The following is a 23,674-nucleotide window of genomic DNA, read 5'->3' as shown; positions in this document are numbered from 1 at the left end:
CTGCGAACGGGCAGCGCGCGAGGCAAGTGGCAGCGCGGGAGCGGACGTCACGTCGGTCGGCGCCGACCGGGGTCAGCGGCGCTTCATGGTGCGCTGCATGCCCTTCATCTTGGCGCCACCGGGAATGGGACCCTTCGGCAGCGGGGGACCGGACCGGGTTCCCAGTGCCGCGAGTCGACCCTCGATGGTCTCCATACGCTTGGCGTCGATGTTGCGGGGCAGCTTGGTGAGGAACTTCTGCAGACCCGACAGCGGCACCTGGCCGTCGCCGTTGCCCACCACCACGTCGTAGATCGGGGTGTCGCCGACCAGGCGGGCGATCTTCTTCTTCTCCTGTGCCAGCAGCGACTTGACGCGGGTGGGCGATCCCTCGGCGACCAGGACGATGCCGGGGCGTCCGATGACGCGGTGGACGGCGTCGAGCTGCGCTGTTCCGGCCACGGCCGTCTTCACGCGCCAGTTCCCGCGCAGGTTGTCCAGCGCCCATGCCGCGGCGCCGGCCTGCCCGTCCGCCTTCCCGTACACCGACTTCTGCACCCGACGGCCGAAGATGACGAAGGCGACCAGGACGCCGATGAGCAGACCGAACGGCAGCAGCAACCACTCGATGCCGAAGACCAGGCCGATCAGGAAGAACAGCACCGTCATGCCGACGACGGATCCGATCATCAGCGGCAGGAGGAGCTTGTCCTCCTTGCGCTGCATCTGGAACGCCTGCCACAGCTGAGCGCGCCGCTCCTTGGAGGCCTGCTTGCGTGCGGCTTTGGCGGCGGCCTTGGCTTCCTTTGTGGGTTTACCGGAGCCGGATCTGCCGGTCTTCGTCGATGCCATGACGTCCAGGATAGGCCCCGACGGCCGGGGAACCGAACGGCCCGCCACCCGCAGGAGCGGGGGCGGGCCGGGGGACGAATCGGACGCAGGTCCTACCGCGCGGCGAGGCGCTCCATCAACGAACTGGCCTCCTGCGACGCCGAGCCGGCGTCGCCGAGGTGCGCCATGTTCTCCGCGATGGGACGGCCGTGGTGCGCCATCGCCTGGGCGTAGAGACGACCGGCGCGGTACGACGAGCGCACCAGCGGTCCGGCCATGACGCCCGCGTAGCCCATGGCCTCGGCGGCGGCGGAGTGTTCGACGAACTCCTCCGGCTTGACCCACCGCTCGACGGGGTGGTGGCGCGGCGACGGACGCAGGTACTGGGTGATGGTGAGGATGTCGCAGCCGGCGTCGTGCAGATCCTGCATCGCCTGCGTCACCTCCTCCGGGGTCTCGCCCATGCCCAGGATGAGGTTGGACTTGGTGACCAGGCCGGCGTCGCGCGCCGCAGTGATGACGTCGAGGCTGCGCTGGTACCGGAAGGCCGGGCGAATGCGCTTGAAGATGCGGGGGACCGTCTCCACGTTGTGCGCGAGCACCTCCGGCTGCGAGGAGAAGACCTCGGCGAGCTGATCGGGATCGGCGTTGAAGTCGGGGATGAGCAGCTCGACACCGGTGTTGGGGTTGAGCCGCTTGATCTCGCGCACGGTCTCCGCGTAGAGCCAGGCGCCACCGTCCTCGAGGTCGTCGCGCGCGACTCCGGTGATGGTGGAGTAGCGCAGACCCATGGCCTGCACCGACTCGGCGACGCGGCGCGGCTCGTCGCGGTCCAGGTCGGCCGGCTTGCCGGTGTCGATCTGGCAGAAGTCGCACCGCCGGGTGCACTGCTCACCACCGATGAGGAAGGTGGCCTCGCGGTCCTCCCAGCATTCGTAGATGTTGGGGCAGCCCGCTTCCTCGCACACCGTGTGCAGTCCCTCGCGCTTCACGAGGCCCTTGAGTTCGGTGTACTCGGGGCCCATCTTGGCGCGGGTCTTGATCCACGACGGCTTGCGTTCGATCGGGGTCTCCGCGTTTCGGATCTCGAGGCGGAGGAGTTTGCGTCCGTTCGGGGCGTGTGCGGGGTTCTCGGGTGCGACGGTCACCGGGCCGATCCTACGCCCGACCGAACCGCCGGGTTCGCGGTCGGGGTCCTGCCGTGACCGGCCGTCGGATCAGCGGAAGACGGTGGTGGTGAACTGCGGTGCGGCGGGCGCACTCTCCGCCGACGGGGTGCGGTCGAGTTCTCGCTCTGTCACCTCGAGTCGGCCGTCCAGCGCGTCGACGATCCAGCGCGTGACGTCGGCCGTCACGTCGTCGACGGTGACCGACCGCCCGAGTTCCGCCGACAACGTCGTCACCCCCGCGTCCGTGATCCCGCACGGCACGATTGCGCCGAATCCGTCGAGGCTCGCGTCGCAGTTGAGGGAGAAGCCGTGCAGCGCGACGCCGCGCTGCACACGCACGCCGATGGCGGCCACCTTGCGTTCCGGCTGCCACACACCGCGGACCGGACCGGCCGCGAGCCAGACGCCCGAGCGTCCGTCGACCCGTCCGGTGGTCAGCCCCAACTCGTCGCAGAACGAGATCAGCGCTTCCTCGATCAGACGCACGTACCGCACCACGTCGACCGGCTCGGCCAGACGCACGATGGGGTAGCCGACCAGCTGACCGGGGCCGTGCCAGGTGATCTTGCCGCCGCGATCGACGTCGATGACCGGGGTTCCGTCCACGGGGCGATCCTCCGGCGCGGTCCGCCGACCGGCCGTGTACACCGCCGGATGCTCGAGCAGCAACAGCTCGTCCTGCCCGACTCCCTGCGCGCGCCGATCGGCCACCGCGCGCTGCAACTCCCACGCCTGCAGGTAGTCGACGGTGCCGAGACGGCGGACGTCGACCGGAGTGGATTCGAGACGGATGGGGCGGCTCATCGGGACGACTCTACGCCCGCGCCCGGGCGTCGGAGATCAGCCGACGGTGTCCGCGAGCGCCTCGCCGATGGTGTTGTGCTCGAACGTGAAGCCGTGCTTCTCGAGCACCGCGGGAATGGCGCGAGGATTGGACAGAATGGCCTCGTTCGCGAACTCTCCGATGAGGGCGCACACGGCGAACCCGGGCACCACCCAGGGTGCGGGCCGACGGGCGGCGCGACCCATCGCGCTGTTGAACTGCGCGTTGGTCACCGGAGCGGGGCCCTGCAGGTTGACCGGACCGTGGATCTCGGCGTTCTCGACGGCGAACACGATGGCCCGCACCTCGTCGGTCAGCGAGATCCACGGGAAGTACTGGCGGCCGCTACCGAGGCGGCCACCCAGGCCGAGCTTGTACAGCGGGCGCAGTTTGCCCATCATCCCGCCGTGGCGGGACAGCACGGCCGCGCTGCGCAGCAGGACCACTCGGACACCGTTCTCCGCGGCGTACGACGTCGCCCCCTCCCAGTCCCGGCACACCTCGGCCAGGAACCCGGAACCGGCGGGCGCGGTCTCGTCGACCACTCGGTCGCCGGTGTCGCCGTAGAAGTTGATGCCGCTCGCGTTGATCAGCGCCGGCACCCCCGCCGCCACGACGGCGCGCGCGAGCAGTTCCGTCGGTTCGATGCGACTGTCCCGGATGGCCTGCTTGTAGGCGCCCGTCCACCTCTTGTCGCCGATGCCCACGCCGCACAGGTTGACGACGGCGTCCGCGCCGGCCAACGCCGAGTCGTCCAGCCGGCCCTCCGCAGGGTTCCAGGTGATCTCGTCGGGGCCGGCGGCCGGGCGCCGCACCAACCGATCGACGTCGTGCCCCGCCCGGCGCAACGATGCGACGAGAGCAGTTCCGATCAAGCCGGACGAACCGGCGACGACGACACGCACGGTGACGGGCCTCCTGTGCTGGTGGAACGCGGATGGGACCGGGCGGAGACGCCACGAGGGGCATCCGCCTCGGCGGATGCCCCTCGTGCAGTCGAGCGTCGATGCAGGCCGGTGCCGACTGCCGGGGGCTGTACCCGACGGTACCGACCCGGCCGGGCCGACGACGGCCCGGCGACTACAGGCCCAGGTCGGCCTCGAACGCACCCTCCTCGAGGCGGTGCTTGACGGTGGTCAGGAAGCGACCGGCGTCGGCACCGTCGACCAGGCGGTGGTCGTAGGTCATGGGCAGGTAGGCCATCGACCGGACACCGATGGACTCCGCGCCGGAGGCGTCGGTGACCACCACGGGACGCTTGACGATCGCACCCGTACCCAACATCGCCGCCTGCGGCGGGACGAGGATCGGGGTGTCGAACAGCGCGCCCTGGCTGCCGATGTTGGTGATGGTGAACGTGCCACCGGACAGCTCGTCGGGCTTGAGGCCGTTGGAGCGGGCGCGGTTCGCGATGTCGGCGATCGCGCGGGCCAGGCCGGCCAGCGACAGGTCGCCGGCGTTGTGGATGACCGGCGAGAGCAGACCCGCCTCGGTGTCCACGGCGATGCCGAGGTGCTCCGAGTCGTAGTAGGTGATCTGCTTCTTGTCCTCGTCGATGCTGGCGTTGACGTTCGGGTGCACCTTGAGCGCCTCGACGACGGCCTTGGCGAAGAACGGCAGGAAGGTGAGGTTGACGCCCTCGCGTTCCTTGAAGCCGGCCTTGGCGCGGGTGCGCAGCGCGGCGATCCGGGTCATGTCGACCTCGAACACCTGCGTCAGCTGGGCCGACGTCTGCAGGGACTCGCGGGTCTTCTTCGCCGTGATCTGGCGGATCCGGTTGATCTTCTGCGTGGTGCCGCGCAGGTGCGCGAGCTCCGGGCGCACGCCCGCGTTCGACGGCGCGGACGGGGCGGGAGCCGACGCCGCGGGCGCCTGCTGCGCGGCGGGAGCGGACTCCTGCTTCGCGGGAGCCTTCTTGGCCTCCGCGGCCGCGAGGACGTCCTGCTTGCGGATGCGGCCGCCGACACCGGTGCCGGTGACCGAGTTCAGATCGACGTCGTTCTCCGCGGCGAGCTTGCGCACCAGCGGGGTGACGTACGGGCTGGACCCGGACGAGGTGGACGAGGAGTCCGACGCGGGCTTTTCGCCGCCGCCCGAGCTGTTCTCGGACTTCGACTCCGACTTCGGCTCCGGGGTGTAGTGCTCCCCGGCGGGCTCGGGATCGGCCTGCTTGGACTTCTGCTCGGCCGGGGCGGCCTCGGCCTTGGGTTCGGCCTTCGGTTCGGGCTTCGGCTCCGGCTTGCTCTCCTGCTTCGGGGCGTCCTGCTTCGGCTCGGGCGCCTTCTCCGACTTCGCCGGCGCACCGGAGCCGATGACGGCGAGCTGTCCGCCGACCTCGACGGTGTCGTCCTCCTCGGCGGTGATCTCGAGGAGCGTGCCCGCGACGGGGGAGGGGATCTCGGTGTCGACCTTGTCGGTGGAAACCTCGAGCAGCGGCTCGTCGACGGCGACCTCGTCGCCCACGGCCTTGAGCCACCGGGTGACGGTGCCCTCGGTGACCGACTCGCCCAGCTCCGGCATGGTGACCGGAGTGCCGTCACCGGAGCCGGAATCGGACGAGGAGTTCGACTGGTCGGACTCGGCGGACGGCGCGGGGGCCTCGGTCTCGTCCTCACCCTCGACGGATGCCTTCTCGGCGGCGTCGGACGGGCCTGCGTCGGCCTCGTCGTCGCTGTCGTCGTCGCTGGCGGAGTCGTCGCTGGTGTCGGCGCTGCTGGAGTCGGCCGCGTCGCTGTCGGAGTCACCGATGACGGCGAGCTCGCCGCCGATCTCGACGGTGTCGTCCTCCTGCGCGACGATCTTGGTCAGCACACCCGCGGCCGGCGACGGAATCTCCGTGTCGACCTTGTCGGTGGAGACTTCGAGCAAGGGTTCGTCGACTTCGACCGTGTCCCCCTCCTGTTTCAGCCACCGTGTGACAGTTCCCTCGGTGACGCTTTCACCGAGGGCTGGCATCTGGACGGAGAAGGTCATGTCTGTTGACTCCTCGACAGTTGTTGAGCGGGTGTAGCGGCTGGTGCCGACTCGTGGTCGCGTGCAGTGTGCTGGTGCGGCGCGTAATCCGAGTCGGCCGTCGGTGACGACACGGGGCGTTGTCCCCGCGACCTTCGACCCACAGCGTGAGGTGGTTCACGCGCGTGCGGACCCATCCTGTCACTTCCCGCCACGCGGCGCGCCCGGCGGGGTCGGCGCGGCGTCTGGATGATGGAACAAGAAGGATTGCGTGCATTACGTGCAACGACGACGGCAACGACGACGGCACGTGAGAAGCAGCGGAACGCAGAACACGTCGAGGGCGGACGAGGCAGGAGCGGAAGAGTGGGACTGTTCGACAGGCTGCGGCGATCGGGTGGACGACGAGGGAGCGGCGCGACCACGAGCGACCGTCAGTACCTCGCGGACTGGACGGCCGCGCGGGTGGGAGTGGAGGCGTTCGTGGAACCGGAGACCACCGTCACCCCGATCACCGTGGTGCTGGTCGCGAAGGACGGCGAGTGGACGCGGCGGGCCGTCGGCGGGGCGAAGGGCGCCCGAAAGCTCGGGGAGGACCTGAAGATTCCGGTCTACGACGTCCGCAAGGTCGGCTACCCGCAGCGGATGCGTGACCACGACGCCCGGCAGAAGATCATCCGCCGGCGTGAGCAGGGCGCCTGAGCGCCCTGCTCACGGCCGGGTGACGGTCAGCTCTTCGGCAAAGACGATCAGCCGTTCTCGGCGGAGACGATCAGCCGTTCTCGGCGGAGACGATCAGCCGTTCTCGGCGATGTCCTCCAGCACGGCGATCATGGTGCGGACCGGAACACCGGTTCCGCCCTTCGGCGTGTAGCCGAACGGGCCGCCGGTGTTGAACGCCGGACCGGCGACGTCGATGTGGGCCCACTGGACGCCCTCGGCCACGAACTCCTTCAGGTAGAGGCCGGCGACGAGCATCCCGCCCCACCGGTGGTTGGTCACGTTCGCCAGATCGGCCACTCGACTGTCGAGGTCCGCACGCAGCTCCGTCGGCATCGGCATGGCCCATCCGCCCTCGCCGACCCGCTGCGAGATCGCCGCCACGCGGTCGCGGAACGCGTCCGTTCCCAAGACGCCCGGTGTCCGGGTGCCGAGCGCGACCATCTGCGCGCCGGTCAGCGTGGCGGTGTCGATCAGGTAGTCCGGTTCGTCCTCGCAGGCCCGCACGATCGCGTCCGCGAGGATGAGTCGACCCTCCGCGTCGGTGTTGATCACCTCGACGGTGGTGCCGCCGTACTGGGTGAGAACGTCGCCCGGCCGCTGCGCCGTCGAGGACGGCATGTTCTCGGCCATCGGCACCGTGGCCGTGACGTTCACCGGCAGCTCGAGCTTCGCGGCGAGCACGACCGTGGCGACGACCGCTGCCGCGCCGGCCATGTCCGAGGTCATGTTCTCCATCCCGGCGGCCGGCTTGATGGAGATGCCGCCGGTGTCGAAGGTGATGCCCTTGCCGACCAGGGCCACGGACGGCGCCTTCTTCTTGCCGCCGGTCCACGACAGCCGGACCAGCCGGGGCGGACGCGAGGACCCCTTGCCGACGCCGACGATGCCGCCGTACCCGCCGCGCTCGAGCGCGCGCTCGTCGAGCACCTCGACCGACAGCCCGGCCGCGGACCCGAGAGTGCGCGCCCGTTCGGCGAACTCGGCCGGGAAGAGATGGCTCGGCGGGGTGTTCACCAGATCGCGTGCGACCCCGACGGCCTCGGCCACGGCGACGGCGCGGGCCAGGTCGGCCTTGGTCTGCTTGTCGCGCGGCGAGTCGACCAGCAGGTCGATCCGGGTGAGGGACGGAGCGTCGTCGTCGGCGGGCTTCTTGAACTCGGTGAAGCGGTACGACCCGAGCACGAGCCCTTCGGCGACCGCACCGAGCCCGGCCGGCGCGAGGGTGGTGCTGACGTGGCCCACACCGGTGAGGGCGCGCGCGGCCGTTCCCGCCGCCGCGCGGACCAGGTCCTCCGTCCGGTCGTCGGCACCGCCGAGCCCGACACTCACGACGGACGCGACCGGCAACGAGGACGGGGCGGGGATGCGGTGGACCTGATCGCGGCGACCGGTGGCACCGACGGCCACGAGTCCGGCGAGGACGTCGCGAGCGGCGTCGCCCAGGAAGTGGTCGCCGATCAGGCGCGGTTCGCCGGCTGTGGTCTCGAGTCCGACGAGGATGGCGTCGGCGGCCTTGTCGACGGTGCCGGCGAGGACCAGGTCGGGTCCGGGTGTGCTGCTCACGAGTGGTGACTCCTGTGGGTCGGCGGACGGTCGAAGACCTCGATCGTAGGGCGACCGGCCGACAGGCATCGTTCCGGCGGGGCAGGCACTAGCGTTGCCCCTCATGAGCGATGTCGCACTGCAGCAGGGACCCCTCCACGACGCCCACGTCGCGCTGGGAGCGACGTTCGCGTCGTTCGGCGGATGGTCGATGCCCGTCTCCTACGCGGGCACCGTCACCGAACACACCGCCACGCGCACCACCGTCGGACTGTTCGACGTCAGCCACCTCGGCAAGGCCGTCGTCCGCGGACCGGGCGCCGCGGACCACGTGAACGCCGTCCTGACCAACGATCTCGGCCGCATCGGACCCGGCCGGGCGCAGTACACGTTGTGCTGCACGGAATCCGGCGGCGTCGTCGACGACCTCATCGCGTACGTCGTGTCCGCCGAGGAGGTCTTCCTCGTTCCCAACGCGGCCAACACCGCCGCCGTCGTCGACGTCCTGGCCGCCGAGGCCCCGTCGGGAGTGACGGTGGAATCGCTGCATCGCGGCCGCGGGGTGCTGGCCGTTCAGGGGCCGCGCTCGGCCGCCGTGCTCGCGGCCGTCGGCCTGCCGTCGTCGCTGGCGTACATGGCGTTCGAGGACGTGCCCTTCGGCGACGGCGAGGTACGGGTCTGCCGCACGGGATACACCGGCGAGCACGGGTACGAACTGTTGCCGCAGTGGGACACCGCGGCGCCGCTGTGGGAAGCGTTGCTGGCCGCGGTGCGCGCCGAGGGTGGACAGCCCGCGGGTCTGGGCGCGCGTGACACGCTGCGGACAGAGATGGGCTACCCGCTGCACGGTCACGAGCTGTCGGTCGACATCACCCCGCTCGAAGCCCGATGCGGATGGGCCGTCGGGTGGTCCAAGCCGGCGTTCCACGGCAAGGACGCCCTGGTCTCACAGAAGGAGTCGGGTGCACCCCGGACGCTCGTCGGTCTGCGCGCCGTCGGTCGCGGAGTGCTGCGGGCCGAGCTGGCGGTGCTGCGCGACGGCGAGCCCGTGGGGACGACGACGTCGGGAACCTTCTCGCCGAGCCTCAAGGTCGGCATCGCCCTCGCGCTGGTGGACACGGCGGCGGGGGTGGCCGTCGGCGACGCCGTCGAGGTGGACGTGCGGGGTCGCGCCGTGGCGTGCGAGGTGGTGCGGCCGCCGTTCGTCGAGTCGCACGTGCGGTGACCGCCGCGCGGCCGTGAGCGTTGACCGCGGCGCGGTCGTGAGCGTTGACCGCGGCGCGGTCGTGAGCGCCGACAAACCGCAGGACCTGGTGTCCTAGGATGACTCGCATGACCGCTCACCTGGAGTTCACGCGTCACGCGCACCCGTCACCTGCCTCCGAGCAGGCACTGGCCGCGGTACTCGAGGCTCCGGGTTTCGGCGTGCACTTCACCGACCACATGGTGAGCATCGACTGGGACACCGACCGCGGTTGGCACGACGCCGTCGTGACCCCCTACGCGCCCTTCCCGATGGATCCGGCCGCGATGGTCCTGCACTACGGGCAGGCGATCTTCGAGGGCCTGAAGGTCTACCGCCAGCCGGACGGCAGCCTCGCCTCGTTCCGCCCCGGCGCGAACGCCGACCGGCTGCAGTCCTCCGCCGCGCGCATGGCCATGCCCGCCCTGCCGGCGGAACTCTTCCGCCGGTCGATCGAGGAGCTGCTCGCCGTCGATCACCGCTGGGTGCCCGTCGCCGGCGGCGAGGACGCGCTCTACCTGCGCCCGTTCATGTTCGCCACCGAGGCGGGCCTCGGCGTGCGGCCTGCCTCGTCGTACCGCTACCTGCTCATCGCCTCGCCCGCCGGGGCGTACTTCCCGCGCGGCGTCAAGCCCGTCAGCGTGTGGCTGTCCACGGAGTACGTCCGCGCGTCTCCCGGCGGCACGGGTGCGGCGAAGTTCGCCGGCAACTACGCCGCGTCGCTGCTCGCGCAGGCCGAGGCCGCGGATCAGGGGTGCGATCAGGTGGTGTGGCTCGACGCGATCGAGCGGCACTACGTCGAGGAGATGGGCGGGATGAACCTGTTCTTCGTCTTCGGGTCCGGCCCCGACGCCCGGTTGGTCACCCCGTCGCTGTCCGGATCGCTCCTACCGGGCATCACCCGCGACTCCCTGCTGGCTCTCGCCACCGACGCCGGCTTCGCGGTCGAGGAGCGCCGCATCTCCACCGACGAGTGGCGGAAGAAGGCCGAGTCCGGCGAGATCACCGAGGTGTTCGCCTGCGGCACCGCAGCGGTCATCACCCCGGTGGGGCGCGTCAAGTCCGCCGAGGGCGAGTTCGTCGTCGGCGGCGGCGAGCCGGGCGAGGTCACCATGGCCCTGCGCGACACCCTCACCGGGATTCAGCGAGGAACGTTCGCCGACACCCACGGCTGGATGAGCACGCTGCGGTCAGCCGACCAGTAGCCCGACGGCGACCACCGCGGTGGTCGTTTCGATGCACGCCCCGAGCACGTCGCCGACCAGCCCGCCGAAGCGGCGTGCGCAGTGGTGCACCAGCAGTGTCGCCGCAGCGAGCGCGAGAGCCACCGCGATCGCGCCCTGCCACCACGGCGCGGCCACCGCGGCACCGACGGCCACGGCGACGACGCACCACACCGCGACCGACACCCGGCCCTGCGTCGCGGCGACGAGCGCACCGAAGCCCGTCGTCGTGGCCGCGGGGATCGAGGTGCGGCACGCGAGCACCACCGCGCAGCGGGCGACCGTCACGGCGGCGACGACGGACAGGGCATGACCGCGGGCCACGAGTTCGCCGAAGGCCACCGCCTGGACGCCGCCGACCGTCGCGAGGGCGGCGACGCCGAACGGTCCGGCACCGCCGGACTTCATCACCTCCCGCGCACGCTCGGGCGGGCCGTAACACCCCAGTCCGTCCGCGGTGTCCGCGAGGCCGTCGACGTGCATGCCTCGGGTGAGCAGAGCCAGCGCGGCGACGGCGAGGATGCCGCCGAGCAGCGGAGGTAGGGACGCGACGTCGGCGAGCAGCAGGATCCCGGCCGCCACGGCGCCGAGCACGACGCCGACGAGAGGGACCGCCGCGATCGCGCGTCGGGCGTCGTCACGCGTGACGGACGACGGGCCCCGCAGCGGCACCACCGTCGTCCACGTCAGCGCCAGACGCAGGTTCATGCGTCGCGCGTGCTGACACCGGCGTCGTCGAACGTCGCCATCTCCGCGAGCGTCGCGACGGCACCGGACAGAATCGGCAACGCCACGACGGCGCCCGAGCCCTCACCGAGCCGCATCGACATCTCCAGCAGCGGCTCGAGCCGCAGGTGGGCGAGGGCCAGAGAGTGCGCCGGCTCCGTGGACCGATGCCCCGCGACCCACCACGCCGACGCCCCGACCGACAGATCGTGCGCCACCAGCGCCGCGGCGGAGACCACCAGCCCGTCCAACACCACGGGCGTACGCCGGACCGCGGCCTGGATCAGGAATCCGGTCATGGCCGCCAGATCGGCGCCGCCCGACGTCCGGAGCAGGGCCACCGGGTCCTTGACCACCGGCCGGGCACGCCGCATCGCGTCGCGCACGGCCGCCGTCTTGCGCATCCACCCGGCGTCGTCGACGCCGGTGCCGCGACCGACGGCCGCGACCGGCTCCGTGGTCGTGATGGCCGCGATCAGCACCGTCGCCGGCGTGGTGTTGCCAATGCCCATGTCGCCCGCGATCAGCAGGTCCGCACCGCCGTCGATCTCCTCGTCGGCGATCGCCTTGCCCGCCGCCAGCGCGGCCCGCACCTCGTCCTCGGTCAGTGCGTCCTCGCGGTCGATCGAGCCCGACGAGCGTCGTACCTTGCGGTCGCTCACGGCGTCGTCGGTGTCCGCGTCGACCGCCATGTCGACCACGCGCACCGTCGCGCCGGCGACCGCTGCCAACGCGTTCACCGCCGCACCGCCCGCCCGGATGTTGGCCACCATCTGCGCCGTCACCTCGGGCGGATACGCGGAGACGCCGTGCCGAGCCACGCCGTGATCGCCGGCGAAGACCACCACCCGGGCGCGCTCGAAAGGCCGTGGCGGGCAGACGCCCTGGCACGAGGCGACCCAGGCTCCGAGCGTCTCGAGCCGGCCCAGGGATCCGGCCGGCTTGGTCAGCGAGGCCTGCCGCTCGCGCGCCTGCCGCGCCACCGTCGCATCGGGCGGGTCGACGGGGTCGAAGAGGGGAGCGGTGTCGGTCACCGAGGGCTCCGTCCGTGATCGGGTTCGGGAAGAACGAGGGTTCGACCGGCGACGACGAGCTCGACGCGGTCGCACAGGTCCGCCAGCCGGGCGTTGAGGGCGCCGATCTCGTCGCGGAAGACCCGGCCCGCTCGCGACTCGGGGACGACGGACAGGCCCACCTCCGGCGTGACCATCACCAGCGTGTCGGAGCGGCTCGCGACCGCGGCGACCAGCTCGTCCACCGCTGCCGTCACCGCGCCGCGAGGAGCGTCCCAGGCCTGCAGATCGTCGAATGCCCCGGCCAACCACGTGCCGAGATCGTCGACCAGCGTGACACCGCCGGTCCGCAGCGCCGTCGCCAGGTCCCGATGGTGCGCGATCTCCACGGTGGTCCAGTGCGCCGGGCGCCGGTCGCGGTGTCGGTCGATGCGATCCGCCCAGTCGGCGTCCCCCGCGTCACGACGGCCGGTGGCCACGTACCGCACCGACGACTCGTCGGCCACCAGCGCCTCGGCACGGCCGGACTTGCCCGACCGGGCGCCGCCGAGAACCAGGGTCCGCGGCATCGCCGGGGTCAGACCGCGTCGCCGGGCCCGACGCGGGGCTTCGGGGCGCGCATCTTGCGCACCTGCGACGCGCGTACGAACGTGTACCAGCCCAGCTTGAATCCACCGTCGGGTGTGTCGGGGAACCGCTCGCGCACGCGGTTGTTGATGCGACGGCCGAGCAGATACCCGTCGATGGCCATGAAGATCATCATGACGAAGAGCACCAACGTCACGACCGACTGGATCGCCGGGCTCAAGAACAGCGCCACCAGCAGGATCAGGGCCATCGGCATGAAGAGGCCGAGGAAGTTGCGCCGGGAATCGACCAGGTCGCGAGCGAAGGCACGCACCGGGCCCTTGTCGCGGGGGAGCAGGTACTTGTCCTCGCCCGCCATCATGCGGGCGCGCTGATCGGCCGACCGCGCGCGCCGCTCGGCGGCCGCCGCCTTCCGCTCCTCCTTGGTGCCCCGATTCGCCTTCCGACGTGCGCGGGCCTCCTTCGCCGTCAGCGGCGCCGGGGCCACCGGCCCGCGGCGACGCGCCTCGGCGTCACGCCGCTTCGGGGTGGGACGACCCTTCCCCTGCGGGGTGGCCTTGCCGGTCACCGTGCGCTCCGTGGACGAGTCGCCGAGTGCCGAGGACCCGTCGTCACCGGTAGCCTGGTCGGCGCGGGTGTCGGAATCGCCGGACTTTCCGAAGGGCAGTTTCACGGAGTCCAGGTTATTCGACGCGCGCCCCGCCGCGAACACCGCAGTGCGCGCACCCGCCTGGCAGGTGAGGACGCCGGTGAGGAATAGGGGAGACGGGAGTACCGTTGAGCCGTTCGCGGGAGTTACGAACGAAGAGGGAGACCCCATGACAGTGCAGAACGACGTGACCGCCGGTGCGGCCGCACCCGAGACCGAAACGCACGCTGTCGTCATGACGGAGGCAGCGTCGTCCAAGGCGAAGGCCTTGCTGGACCAGGAGGGCCGCGACGATCTGGCGCTGCGCATCGCCGTGCAGCCGGGTGGCTGCGCCGGCCTGCGGTACCAGCTCTTCTTCGACGATCGCTCGCTCGACGGCGACCTGACCCGCGACTTCGGCGGCGTCACCCTGGCCGTCGACCGGATGAGCGCGCCGTACGTCGAGGGTGCGTCCATCGACTTCGTCGACACCATCGAGAAGCAGGGCTTCACCATCGACAACCCCAACGCCACGGGTTCGTGCGCGTGCGGCGACTCGTTCAACTGACGCCCTGATCGACCCGAACACCCCCGGCCACGGCCGGGGGTGTTCTCGTGTCCGGGGTTCGCACCCGCCGGGTTCGGGTCGAGCGGTTCGGGTCGCGCCGGGGTTCGGCGTCGGTACTCCCGGGTAAGGTCGACGAGACCCGATTCCTGCGGAAAGGCCCTCGGACGTGACCATTGCGGTGTCCGGCTCCATTGCTACCGACCATCTGATGCGGTTTCCCGGTCGGTTCGCCGATCAGTTCCTCGCCGATCAGCTCGCCCACGTCTCGCTGAGCTTCCTGGTCGACGACCTGGTGATTCGCCGCGGCGGCGTCGGCGGGAACATCGCCTACGCGATGGGTGTCCTCGGGGGGTCACCCCTGCTGGTGGGATCGGTCGGGCCCGATTTCGACGACTACCGGTCGTGGCTCGAGACCAACGGAGTCGACTGCGGCGCGGTCGCCGTCTCCAGCACGGCGCACACCGCTCGGTTCGTGTGCACCACCGACGAGGACATGGCGCAGATCGCCTCGTTCTACCCCGGCGCGATGACCGAATCCGGGTCCATCTCGGTGCACGACGTCGCCCGCGACCGCACTCTGGATCTGGTGCTCGTCGGCGCCAACGATCCGGCCGCGATGGTGCGCCACACCGAGGAGTGCCGCGAGCTGGGCATCCCCTTCGCCGCCGATCCGTCCCAGCAGCTCGCCCGGCTGAACGGCGACGAGGCCGCGAAGCTCATCGACGGTGCGCAGTACCTGTTCACCAACGAGTACGAGTGGGGCCTGCTGCGGCAGAAGACCGGCCTCACCGAATCCGACATCCGCTCCAGGGTGGGTCTGCGGGTCACCACGCTCGGCAAGAACGGCGTCGAGATCGTCGGCGACGGCATCGACCTGCGCGTCGGCGTGGTGCCGGAGACCAGCAAGGTCGACCCCACCGGCGTCGGCGACGCCTTCCGGGCCGGTTTCCTGGTCGCCCGCTCGCACGGACTCGGTCTGGAACGCGCCGCGCAGCTCGGGTCCTACGTCGCCGTCCTCGTGCTCGAGACCACCGGCACGCAGGAGTGGTCACTCGTCCGTGACGACGCCGTCAAGCGCCTCACCGGTGCCTACGGCGACGAGGCGGCGCGGGAGATCGCGGAGATCCTGCCGGCCTGATCCTCCCCGGTACGCCGGGCCGCCCGATCCGACCGGCCTCCGGCCTGCCCGCCTACTACAGCCGGACGGGGTAGGTCGGCTCGGCGATGGCCGGCCTGATGCGCTTCTCGACGAAGATGCCGTGCCAGATCATGAACACCAGCACGGTCCACAGTCGTCGGCTGTGATCGCTGCGGCCGTCGCGGTGGTCCTCCAGCATCCGGGTGACGGCGGCCTTGTCCAGCAGGTGGTCGGTCTGCGAGTCGACGATCTGCTGCCGCGCCCAGTCGAACAGCTCCGGGCCCCGCAGCCAGTGTCGCAGTGGCACCGGGAACCCGAGCTTCGCGCGGTTCAGCACGTGCTCGGGAACGATGCCGTCGAGCGCCCGGCGCAGCGCGTACTTGGTGGTGGACTTGGCGATCTTCTGCTCCAGCGGCAACTGCTCCGCCACCGCGAACACTTCGGAGTCGAGGAACGGCACCCGCAGCTCGAGCGAGTTGGCCATGGTGATCTTGTCGGCCTTGACCAGGATGTCGCCGCGAAGCCAGGTGAACAGATCCAGGTGCTGCATGCGCGCCACCGGGTCCCAGCCGCGGGACTCGCGGTAGATCGGCGCGGTGACATCCTGGTGGTTCCACTCGGGGCGGAAGTCCCGCAGCACCGACCGCAGTTGCGCGTCGTTGAAGCTGCGCGCGTTGCCGTAGTAGCGATCCTCCAGGGTCATCGACCCGCGGTGGAGCAGGCTCTTGCCGCGCGTGCCCTCGGGGATGCGCTCGGACAGTCGACCCGCCGCCCGGCGTAGCCCGCCCGGCAGCTTGTCGAACGCACCGAGCGACAACGGCTCTCGGTAGATCGTGTACCCGCCGAACAGCTCGTCGGCGCCCTCGCCCGACAGCACCACCTTGACGTGCTTGCGCGCCTCCTTGGCGACGAAGTACAGCGGAACCAGCGCCGGGTCCGCCACCGGATCGTCGAGGTACCAGACGATCTCGGGGATGCTGGCCGCGAACTCCTCGGGCCCCACCACCTTGATCACGTGCTTCGCGCCGATGGCCGCCGCGGACTCCGCCGCGACGTCGACCTCCGAGTACCCCTCGCGCTCGAAACCGGTGGTGAAGGTGATCAGATCCGGGTTGTGCCGCATCGCCAACGCGGCGATGGCCGTCGAGTCGATGCCGCCGGACAGGAACGAGCCCACCGTGACGTCGGCACGCATGTGCTTGGCGACGGAGTCCTCGAGCGAGGCGGCGATCTCGCGGTAGCGGGCGTCCTCCGTGCCCGACGGCACGGGACGCACGGGGAAGGACGGCCGGAAGTAGCGCGTGACCACCGGATCGCTGCCCGGGGTCAGACGCGCCGTGCACCCCGACTCGAGACGACGAATGCTCGCGTGCAGGCTCTCCGGCTCCGGAACGTACTGCAGCACCGCGTAGTGCTGGAGGGCGCGGGGATCGAGGTGGTCCTCGACGCCGAGAGTCTCCAACAACTCGAGAATGCTCTTCTTCTCGCTCGCGAACGCGGTGCCGGACGGTCCGGTCGAGTAGAACAACGGCTTGATGCCGAACGGGTCGCGGGCGAGGAACAGCTCCCGCTTCTCGGTGTCCCACAGCGCGAAGGCGAACATGCCGCGCAGGCGACGGACGGCGTCGTCACCCCAGACATGGAACGCGGCGACGATCGCCTCGCCATCGCCCTCGGTGGCGAACGTCGCCCCGTGATCGCGCGCGAGGGTCTCGCGCAGTTCGAGGTAGTTGTAGATTTCGCCGTTGAACACCAGCGCGTACCGCGTCGGGTTCTCGGCGGGCCCCCAGCGCAACGGCTGGTGCGAATGCTCGATGTCGATGATCGAGAGGCGGTTGAAGCCCAGCGCCAAGTCGTCGTCGTGCCACGTCCCGGGCTCGTCGGGACCGCGGTGGCGCATGCAGTGCGACGCCTGGCCCACCGCATCGACCACATCCTTCGCGGATGCGTTCGACGTCAACAGTCCCAGCAGTCCACACACGGTGTCAGGCCTCGCTTCACGTTGGATGTACCCGGTCGACCGACCGACCGCGCACGAGTATGCCGCAGGACCCTCCCGCGGACCGAGACGACCGGCGCTCGATCCGGCGTCGCGAGACGAAAATCGCGGGGCCTCGGTGCCACCCGGCACGATCGGCGGGGCCCCTTTGGTCTACGCTGCGTAGTACACGGGGAATTCCTGCGTGGGGTGGCCGACACCCTGCGATTACGGGTCTCCCGCAGTCTCCGTCTGGCAAGCAGGAAGGCGTGATCGTGGCGCAGCGTGGTGAGGGCTCCGGCCGTCGTAGGACAAGACGTGTCGGACTGGTGGCGTCGCTCTCGTTGGCGGCCGTGATGCTGTCCGGTTGCGGCATCGACAACGCCGTTCTTCGTTTCGGGTGGCCCTCGGGCGTGACCCCGCAGGCGGATCGCATGCGTGAGCTGTGGACCTGGTCGGTCATCGCCGCCCTGATCATGGGTGTGATCGTCTGGGGCTTGACCTTCTGGACCGTGACCTTCCACCGGAAGAAGAAGGATTCGCCCGACTTCCCGCGGCAGACCGCCTACAACGTGCCGTTGGAGCTCTTCTACACCGCCGTGCCGTTCGTCATCATCGCGGTGCTCTTCTACTTCACCGTCGTGGTGCAGAACTACGTGCACGAGAAGCAAGACAACCCGGACGTCGTCGTCGACGTGACGGCCTTCCAGTGGAACTGGAAGTTCGGCTACCGCACCGTCGACCTCAAGGACGGGCGTCCGCTCTACGACGGCACCGACACCGAGCGCGAGGCCGCGGCCGAGGCCGCCGGCACGCCTGCGGAAGAGGGCGAAGGCCAGGTGCACGGCCGCGAGAAGTCCGACCAGTCGTACCTCAACTACAACGAGGTCGAGACCGTCGGCACCAGCAACGAGATCCCCGTGCTCGTGCTCCCCACCGGCAAGCGCATCGAGTTCGAGATCGCGTCCTCGGACGTCATCCACTCCTTCTGGGTCCCGGAGTTCCTGTTCAAGCGGGACGTGCTGCCGAACCCCAAGGAGAACCACTCCGACAACGTCTTCCAGATCAGCGAGATCGATCGTGAAGGCGCCTTCGTCGGACGCTGCGCCGAGATGTGCGGCTCGTACCACGCGATGATGAACTTCGAGGTGCGCGCGGTCAGCCCGGAGGCGTTCGAGAACTACATGGACGCACGTCGCGACGGTCAGACCAACGCGCAGGCCCTCGAGTCCATCGGTCAGGCCCCGCGCGCCACGTCCACCTCGCCGTTCAACACCGATCGCACCGTCAAGTCCGCGACCGTGGCCGAAGGGAACTGACCACCGATGAAGATCGAAGCCAAGCTCTTCGAGATCCTGACCCTCTTCTTCATCCTGGTCGGCATCCTCTACGGCGTGTTCACCGGTTTCTCGCGCACGGGCGTCGAGTGGGCCGGCCTCACCGCCATCGCTCTGTCGGCGGGCCTGACGCTGATCGTGGGCACGTACTTCCGGTTCGTGGCTCGCCGTCTCGACACGCGCCCGGAGGACTACGACGACGCGGAGATCGCCGACGGCGCCGGTGACCTCGGCTTCTTCAGCGCGGGCAGCTTCTGGCCCATCGTGCTGGCCGCGTCCGGTGCGTTCATGGCCCTGGCTTTCGCCTTCTACGAGCCCTGGATGCTCGCGGTCGGTGCCCTCGCCATCATCAGCGCCGCTGCCGGCCTGGTGTTCGAGTACCACGTCGGACCCGAGAAGCACTGACGCGCTGTCCCTGAACGCCCCCGAACCGACCGGTTCGGGGGCGTTCGGCGTCGGTGGGGTTCGTGCGCTCTCGGCCGGGTCAGTCGATCCGCAGGTGCTGGCGCGGGCCCCTGGGTGGGCGATCCGCGTGGGTTTCGGGCATCCGCTGGTGTTGCAGCTGGCGCGGATTGCTGGAAGTCGTGCGGATCGGTGGCCGGGCTAGCGGGGGCACCTGTGGGGGGAGCGGCTCCGGCGACCCCGTGGCGGGCGATCCGCGCGGGTTGCAGGCATCCGCGGGTGTTGCAATAGGCGCAGGTGGCTGGAGGGGTAGCGAATCGCCCCCGTGTGGCTGGGCTGCGCGGCGGGGGCTGTGCTGCGGCTGTCGCGGGCCCCTGGGTGGGCGATTCGCGCCGGTTCCAGGCATCCGCTGGCGTTGCAGCCGACGAAGCAACGCCCAAGTCCTCCACAGTGATCACTCCTCCATCGTCGAGATGAGTGCTCACTTTTCGACCGGACTACATGCTCGGTTTTCGACCGGAGCCGACAGTAGGCGCAGGTGGCTGGAGGGGTAGCGAATCGCCCCCGTGTGGCTGGGCTGCGCGGCGGGGGCTGTGCTGCGGCTGTCGCGGGCCCCTGGGTGGGCGATTCGCGCCGGTTCCAGGCATTCGCGTCGGCTGCAACACCAGCGGATTGCTGAAGGTCACGCGGATCGATGGCGGGAGCGCCTGTCGGTGCTGCGAGAAGCGGAAACACCCGCCGGGCGCGTGTACGTTGCGGCCCCGGCGGCGATCCGCGTGCGTTCCAGCTGTCCGCTGGTGTTGCAGCCGACGCGGATTGCTGGAAGTCGCGCGGATCCTTTGGCGCTGCGCACCGGGGGCTGCGCAGCGCAGCAGAATAGGGGGTGGGGGAGGGGAGGGGTCCTCCGAAACGCCGACAGGCGCCACCCCGTGTGGGGTGACGCCTGTCGGCTGGACCGGGATCAGTGTCCGTTGGACTCCGGACCGTGGCCGTTGCCGTTGGACGAGCCGTTGGTGTCAGGAGCGTGCCCGTTGCCGTTGGACGAGCCGTTGCCGTGGGAGTGCCCGTTGCCCTGCGCCAGGACCTTCGCCTGGTAGGTGCGGAGCATGGTGAGCTGGTCGTGCTCACCCTTGTGAGCGAGCTCCTCGTGCAGGCGGTGCTCCTCGTCCGAGTCCGGGGTGAACCAGCTGCCGGAGCCGGGCTTGCCGGCCGTTCCGAGCTTGTTCATCTTCTTCGGGATGGCAGCACCCTGGTACTCGAGCGGGATCGGGTGTCCGTGCTCGTCGACCGGTCCCAGCGGCTGATGGATCTCGACGTACTGGCCGTGCGGCAGACGCTTGATCACACCGGTCTCGATGCCGTGCTCGAGCACCTGACGGTCACTCCGCTGCAAGCCGATGCAGAAGCGATAGGTGATCAGGTACACGATGGGCGGCAGCACCAGCAGGCCGATGCGGCCGATCCACGTCATCGCGTTCAGCGAGATGGAGAACTTGTACGCGATGAGGTCGTTGACGCAGGAGAGCGTCAGGACGACGTAGAACGCGATCGCCATGGCGCCGGCCGCGGTACGCACCGGCACGTCGCGCGGACGCTGCAGCAGGTTGTGGTGCGCGTCGTCCTTGGTGAACCGCTTCTCGATCCACGGGTACGCGATCATGATCGCGAAGACCGCACCCATGATCACGGCCACCCAGAACACGGCGGGGATCATGTAGTTGCCGATGTACAGCTCCCACGCAGGCCACAGTCGAGCGAGGCCGTCCGTCCACATCATGTAGAAGTCGGGCTGCGATCCGGCGGAGACCTGGGCCGGGTTGTACGGACCGAGGTTCCACACCGGGTTGATCTGCAGAACACCACCCATGACGGCGAGGACGCCGAAGGTCATGGCGAAGAACGCACCGGACTTCACGGCGAAGACGGGCAGGATGCGCACGCCGACGACGTTGGTCTCGGTCCGGCCGGGGCCGGGGAACTGCGTGTGCTTCTGGTACCAGACCAGCGCCAAGTGAGCGGCGATGAGGGCAAGGATGATGGCCGGCAACAGCAGCACGTGGGCGACGTAGAGGCGCGGGATGATGATCGTGCCCGGGAAGTCCCCGTCGAAGATCAGCCAGTGCATCCAGGTACCGATCACCGGGATCGAGATGGTGATGCCGGAGAACGCGGCGCGCAGGCCCGTGCCGGACAGCAGATCGTCGGGGAGCGAGTAGCCGAAGAAGCCCTCGAACATCGCCAAGATGAGCAGCAGCGAGCCGATGACCCAGTTGGCCTCACGCGGACGACGGAACGCACCGGTGAAGAAGATGCGCATCATGTGCACGATGATCGACGCCGCGAAGAGCAGCGCGGCCCAGTGGTGGATCTGGCGGATGAACAGACCGCCGCGCACCTCGAACGACAGGTCCAGGGTGGTGGCGTAGGCCTTGGTCATCTCGACGCCGCGCAGGGGAGCGTAGGCGCCCTCGTAGATCGTCTCCGACATGGAGGGGTCGTAGAAGAGGGTGAGGTACACGCCCGACAGCAACAGGATGATGAAGCTGTACAGCGCGATCTCACCGAGCAGGAACGACCAGTGCGTCGGGAAGACCTTGTTGATCTGACGACGGAGGCCGGACGACAGGTGGTAGCGGGAGTCGACTCCCTCCGCCTGCTTCGCGGCCAACGTGGCGATGGATGGACTCATCGTGCACCTTCCGATGACGAGGCCGCAGATGCGCTCTCCGGCTCGTGTACTCCGGCCGGACGTTCCCAGTAAGCGGGGCCGAGCGGCTCGATGAAATCACCCGCGGCCACGAGGTAGCCCTCGTCGTTGACCGTCAGGGGAAGCTGCGGAAGAGCGCGGGCGGCCGGTCCGAAGATCGGCTTTCCGTACTCCAACGCGTCGAATTGCGACTGGTGGCACGGGCAGAGGATGCGGTTGGTCTGCTGCTCGTACAACGAGGTGGGGCACCCGAGGTGGGTGCAGATCTTCGAGTAGGCGAAGTAGTCGCCGTAGTTGAAGCTCTCCTGTCCGACCCGCTTGACGGCGCGATCGGCGTCCTCCGTGCGGAGACGGATCAACATGACGGCGTTACGGATGCCCTTGAGAGAGTGCGAGAGCTCTTCCTCGTTGCCGCGCTCGGACTCGCGGAACGGGAACACCGTCTCCATGGCGCCGGCGTCGAGATCCTCGGGGCGAACCAGGACGACGTCGTCGACGCGACCCGTGTAGCGACGAAGGTAGATGGTCTCGCCGGGGTAGTTCGGCGTCCAGCCCGACACCCACAGCGGGGAGTCGTCGCCCTCGGCCCACGGGTTCTTGATGAGCCCGCCGAGGGGGAGGACCGACATGATGCCGAGCGCGCCGCCACCGAAGACCAGGCTGCGCTTGATCATCTTGCGGCGACCGAGGGTGGAGGTCTCGAACGAGTCGGACAGCTCGGCCACCACGGTCTTCTTGTCCACCTCGGACGAGCCACCGTCGTGGCGGTCCTGGATGGAGACCTCTTCGGGGATGAACTTCTTGGTGAACTGCACCGCTCCGACACCCACGAAGATGATCGCGAGACCCATCGTGAGGCCGATCAGCGGTGTGTACAGGCTGTAGAGGCCGTAGTTGTCCTCGCCCATTCCCGCGTACTGCCAGGGCCAGAACAGATAGATCGCGACGAAGGAGATCGCCGACAGGCCGGCCAGGAAGAACCACAGGGCGACGTTGCGCTCGGCGCGCTTCTCGGCCTTGGTGCCGGGCACGGGCCACCGGTGGCGACGGAACGCCACGTCGACGTGGTCGAGATTGGTGCCGAGAGCGACCAACTCGTCGCGGCTCATGGCCGACAGTTCCTCGTCGGTGTACTTCCGGTCGGGGTCGAAAGCCCTCGCGTCCGTTCCGTCGGTTCCGGCGGTTCCGTCGCCGTCCTTGCGACCCTCGTCGCTCATGACCTCACTCCGATCCACAATGCTGCTGCGACGACTGCACCGATGCCGGCGACCCAGATGGCGATCATCTCGGTACCGGGACCGAAGCCGCCGAGTCCGTACCCGCCGGGAGGCTGGGTCTCGGACGACGACTTGACGTAGGCGATGATGTCCGCCTTCTCCTCCGGCGTGAGCTGCCGGTCTGAGAACTTGGGCATGTTCTGGGGGCCGGTCACCATGGCCTGGTAGATCTGCTGCTCGTTGGCCGGATCCAAGATCGGCGCGTACTTGCCGGACGAGAGCGCGCCGCCGCGACCGGTGAAGTTGTGGCAGGACGCGCAGTTGAGCCGGAACAGCTCGCTGCCGCGGGCCTCGTCGCCGCCGCGCAGGGACTCCTGCGCGATGGATCCGTCGGCGTTGCGGACGACGGTCGGTCCGCCGCCGTTGGCCTGGATGTAGGCACCGAGAGCGTCGACCTGCTCCTCGTTGTACTTCGGGGGCTTCCGCTCGGCCTGGGCCTCGTTTCGGGCCATCGGCATGCGGCCCGACGACACCTGGAAGTAGACGGCGGCTTCGCCGACGCCGATGAGCGACGGTCCGCGGTCCTGCACACCCTGCAGGTTCACGCCGTGGCACGTCACGCAGGACGTGTCGTAGATCTGCTGGCCCTTGCGGACCATGGCGGCGGTGTCCTCCTGCGCGGTCGCGACCTGTGCGCTGGGGGTCAGGGCAGCGGCCAGGAAGCCGGCACCCACGAGACCCATGAACAGCGCCATGGCACCGCTGACCCGACGACGGGTGCGTCGCCGACGACGCGCCTTGACCGCCGCGGCGGTGTCGGCGGCACCGTCGGTCCCGGTGACGTCGTCACCGGAGGTGGAGGGGGGTGAGGAGCTCATCTGTATCCC

General features: G+C 69.8%; 21 protein-coding genes. 7 read left to right on the top strand and 14 right to left on the bottom strand.

All coding sequences use genetic code 11. The features are described from left to right. Positions 1-72: 72 nt before the first annotated feature. From BMZ18_RS00940 to sucB, 5 genes are all read right to left on the bottom strand, one after another. Positions 73-831, bottom strand: coding sequence for a DUF4191 domain-containing protein (locus BMZ18_RS00940; protein ID WP_068100352.1), 759 nt, complete (start codon positions 829-831; stop codon positions 73-75). Between the two features lie 92 nt (positions 832-923). Then, a complete protein-coding gene (gene lipA, locus BMZ18_RS00935; RefSeq protein ID WP_170851431.1) occupies positions 924-1,967 on the bottom strand; it encodes a lipoyl synthase in 1,044 nt (347 codons plus the stop codon). 60 nt (positions 1,968-2,027) lie between these two features. Then, entirely contained in the window at positions 2,028-2,783 is a 756-nt protein-coding gene (lipB, locus tag BMZ18_RS00930) for a lipoyl(octanoyl) transferase LipB (protein ID WP_068365507.1), read from the bottom strand. A 36-nt stretch (positions 2,784-2,819) separates the two neighbouring features. Further along, entirely contained in the window at positions 2,820-3,707 is an 888-nt protein-coding gene (locus BMZ18_RS00925; protein ID WP_068365506.1) for a TIGR01777 family oxidoreductase, read from the bottom strand. 175 nt (positions 3,708-3,882) lie between these two features. Further along, the gene (sucB, locus tag BMZ18_RS00920; protein WP_068365505.1) at positions 3,883-5,775 is read right to left on the bottom strand and encodes a 2-oxoglutarate dehydrogenase, E2 component, dihydrolipoamide succinyltransferase; all 1,893 of its coding nucleotides are present in this window, start codon (positions 5,773-5,775) and stop codon (positions 3,883-3,885) included. 345 nt (positions 5,776-6,120) lie between these two features. Between sucB and BMZ18_RS00915 the strand changes: the two genes are divergently transcribed. Beyond that, entirely contained in the window at positions 6,121-6,456 is a 336-nt protein-coding gene (locus BMZ18_RS00915) for an oxidoreductase (protein ID WP_068100359.1), read from the top strand. A gap of 93 nt (positions 6,457-6,549) precedes the next feature. Here the strand turns inward: BMZ18_RS00915 and BMZ18_RS00910 are convergent, their stop codons facing one another. Beyond that, positions 6,550-8,109, bottom strand: a complete 1,560-nt coding sequence (locus tag BMZ18_RS00910; protein WP_082833772.1) for a leucyl aminopeptidase — start codon at positions 8,107-8,109, stop codon at positions 6,550-6,552. A gap of 34 nt (positions 8,110-8,143) precedes the next feature. Between BMZ18_RS00910 and gcvT the strand changes: the two genes are divergently transcribed. Beyond that, a complete protein-coding gene (gene gcvT / locus BMZ18_RS00905) occupies positions 8,144-9,244 on the top strand; it encodes a glycine cleavage system aminomethyltransferase GcvT (RefSeq protein WP_068100363.1) in 1,101 nt (366 codons plus the stop codon). 107 nt (positions 9,245-9,351) lie between these two features. Continuing rightward, complete coding sequence (locus BMZ18_RS00900) at positions 9,352-10,467, top strand: branched-chain amino acid aminotransferase (protein WP_068365525.1); 1,116 nt, start codon at positions 9,352-9,354, stop codon at positions 10,465-10,467. Here BMZ18_RS00900 and BMZ18_RS00895 read toward each other — a convergent pair. Genes BMZ18_RS00895 through BMZ18_RS00880 form a run of 4 tightly spaced genes read right to left on the bottom strand, consistent with a single transcriptional unit; the run spans position 10,453 to position 13,479 of the window. Continuing rightward, on the bottom strand, positions 10,453-11,193 hold the full coding sequence (locus BMZ18_RS00895) for an adenosylcobinamide-GDP ribazoletransferase (RefSeq protein ID WP_068365504.1): 741 nt from the start codon (positions 11,191-11,193) through the stop codon (positions 10,453-10,455). The two genes, BMZ18_RS00900 and BMZ18_RS00895, sit on opposite strands and share 15 nt — an antisense overlap. Further along, positions 11,190-12,245, bottom strand: coding sequence for a nicotinate-nucleotide--dimethylbenzimidazole phosphoribosyltransferase (cobT, locus tag BMZ18_RS00890; RefSeq protein WP_068365503.1), 1,056 nt, complete (start codon positions 12,243-12,245; stop codon positions 11,190-11,192). The genes BMZ18_RS00895 and cobT overlap by 4 nt, the downstream gene beginning before the upstream one ends. Further along, on the bottom strand, positions 12,242-12,793 hold the full coding sequence (locus BMZ18_RS00885) for a bifunctional adenosylcobinamide kinase/adenosylcobinamide-phosphate guanylyltransferase (RefSeq protein WP_068365502.1): 552 nt from the start codon (positions 12,791-12,793) through the stop codon (positions 12,242-12,244). Before BMZ18_RS00885 ends, cobT begins: the two co-directional genes overlap by 4 nt. A gap of 8 nt (positions 12,794-12,801) precedes the next feature. Further along, positions 12,802-13,479, bottom strand: coding sequence for a DUF3043 domain-containing protein (locus BMZ18_RS00880; RefSeq protein WP_068105346.1), 678 nt, complete (start codon positions 13,477-13,479; stop codon positions 12,802-12,804). A 151-nt stretch (positions 13,480-13,630) separates the two neighbouring features. Here BMZ18_RS00880 and BMZ18_RS00875 point away from each other — a divergent pair, with 151 nt between their 5' ends. After that, positions 13,631-14,008, top strand: coding sequence for a HesB/IscA family protein (locus BMZ18_RS00875; RefSeq protein ID WP_068100370.1), 378 nt, complete (start codon positions 13,631-13,633; stop codon positions 14,006-14,008). Positions 14,009-14,174: 166 nt separating this feature from the next. Beyond that, a complete protein-coding gene (locus tag BMZ18_RS00870; protein WP_068365501.1) occupies positions 14,175-15,146 on the top strand; it encodes a carbohydrate kinase family protein in 972 nt (323 codons plus the stop codon). A 55-nt stretch (positions 15,147-15,201) separates the two neighbouring features. Here the strand turns inward: BMZ18_RS00870 and asnB are convergent, their stop codons facing one another. Beyond that, on the bottom strand, positions 15,202-17,127 hold the full coding sequence (gene asnB / locus BMZ18_RS00865; protein ID WP_068365500.1) for an asparagine synthase (glutamine-hydrolyzing): 1,926 nt from the start codon (positions 17,125-17,127) through the stop codon (positions 15,202-15,204). Between the two features lie 266 nt (positions 17,128-17,393). Between asnB and ctaC the strand changes: the two genes are divergently transcribed. Beyond that, positions 17,394-18,443 (top strand): aa3-type cytochrome oxidase subunit II, encoded by a 1,050-nt coding sequence (ctaC, locus tag BMZ18_RS00860; protein ID WP_235606463.1) that lies wholly within the window; start codon positions 17,394-17,396, stop codon positions 18,441-18,443. Positions 18,444-18,449: 6 nt separating this feature from the next. Further along, positions 18,450-18,866 (top strand): cytochrome c oxidase subunit 4, encoded by a 417-nt coding sequence (locus BMZ18_RS00855; protein WP_068100376.1) that lies wholly within the window; start codon positions 18,450-18,452, stop codon positions 18,864-18,866. A 958-nt stretch (positions 18,867-19,824) separates the two neighbouring features. On the opposite strand, the gene qcrB is transcribed toward BMZ18_RS00855, so the two are convergent. The 3 genes from qcrB to qcrC are packed head-to-tail and all read right to left on the bottom strand — an operon-like array spanning position 19,825 to position 23,665. After that, positions 19,825-21,552, bottom strand: coding sequence for a cytochrome bc1 complex cytochrome b subunit (gene qcrB / locus BMZ18_RS00850; RefSeq protein WP_068100378.1), 1,728 nt, complete (start codon positions 21,550-21,552; stop codon positions 19,825-19,827). Then, positions 21,549-22,787 carry a cytochrome bc1 complex Rieske iron-sulfur subunit gene (gene qcrA / locus BMZ18_RS00845; protein WP_082895225.1) on the bottom strand — a complete coding sequence of 413 codons (1,239 nt, stop codon included), beginning with the start codon at positions 22,785-22,787 and terminating at the stop codon, positions 21,549-21,551. The genes qcrB and qcrA overlap by 4 nt, the downstream gene beginning before the upstream one ends. Further along, positions 22,784-23,665, bottom strand: a complete 882-nt coding sequence (qcrC, locus tag BMZ18_RS00840; RefSeq protein ID WP_068100381.1) for a cytochrome bc1 complex diheme cytochrome c subunit — start codon at positions 23,663-23,665, stop codon at positions 22,784-22,786. The genes qcrA and qcrC overlap by 4 nt, the downstream gene beginning before the upstream one ends. Positions 23,666-23,674: the final 9 nt, after the last annotated feature.

It is taken from the genome of Rhodococcoides kroppenstedtii (assembly GCF_900111805.1).
GTDB classification, from domain to species: Bacteria; Actinomycetota; Actinomycetes; order Mycobacteriales; family Mycobacteriaceae; genus Rhodococcoides; species Rhodococcoides kroppenstedtii.
The sequence above is the reverse complement of the archived record's forward strand: the minus strand, read 5'-3'. Positions and strand labels throughout refer to the sequence as shown.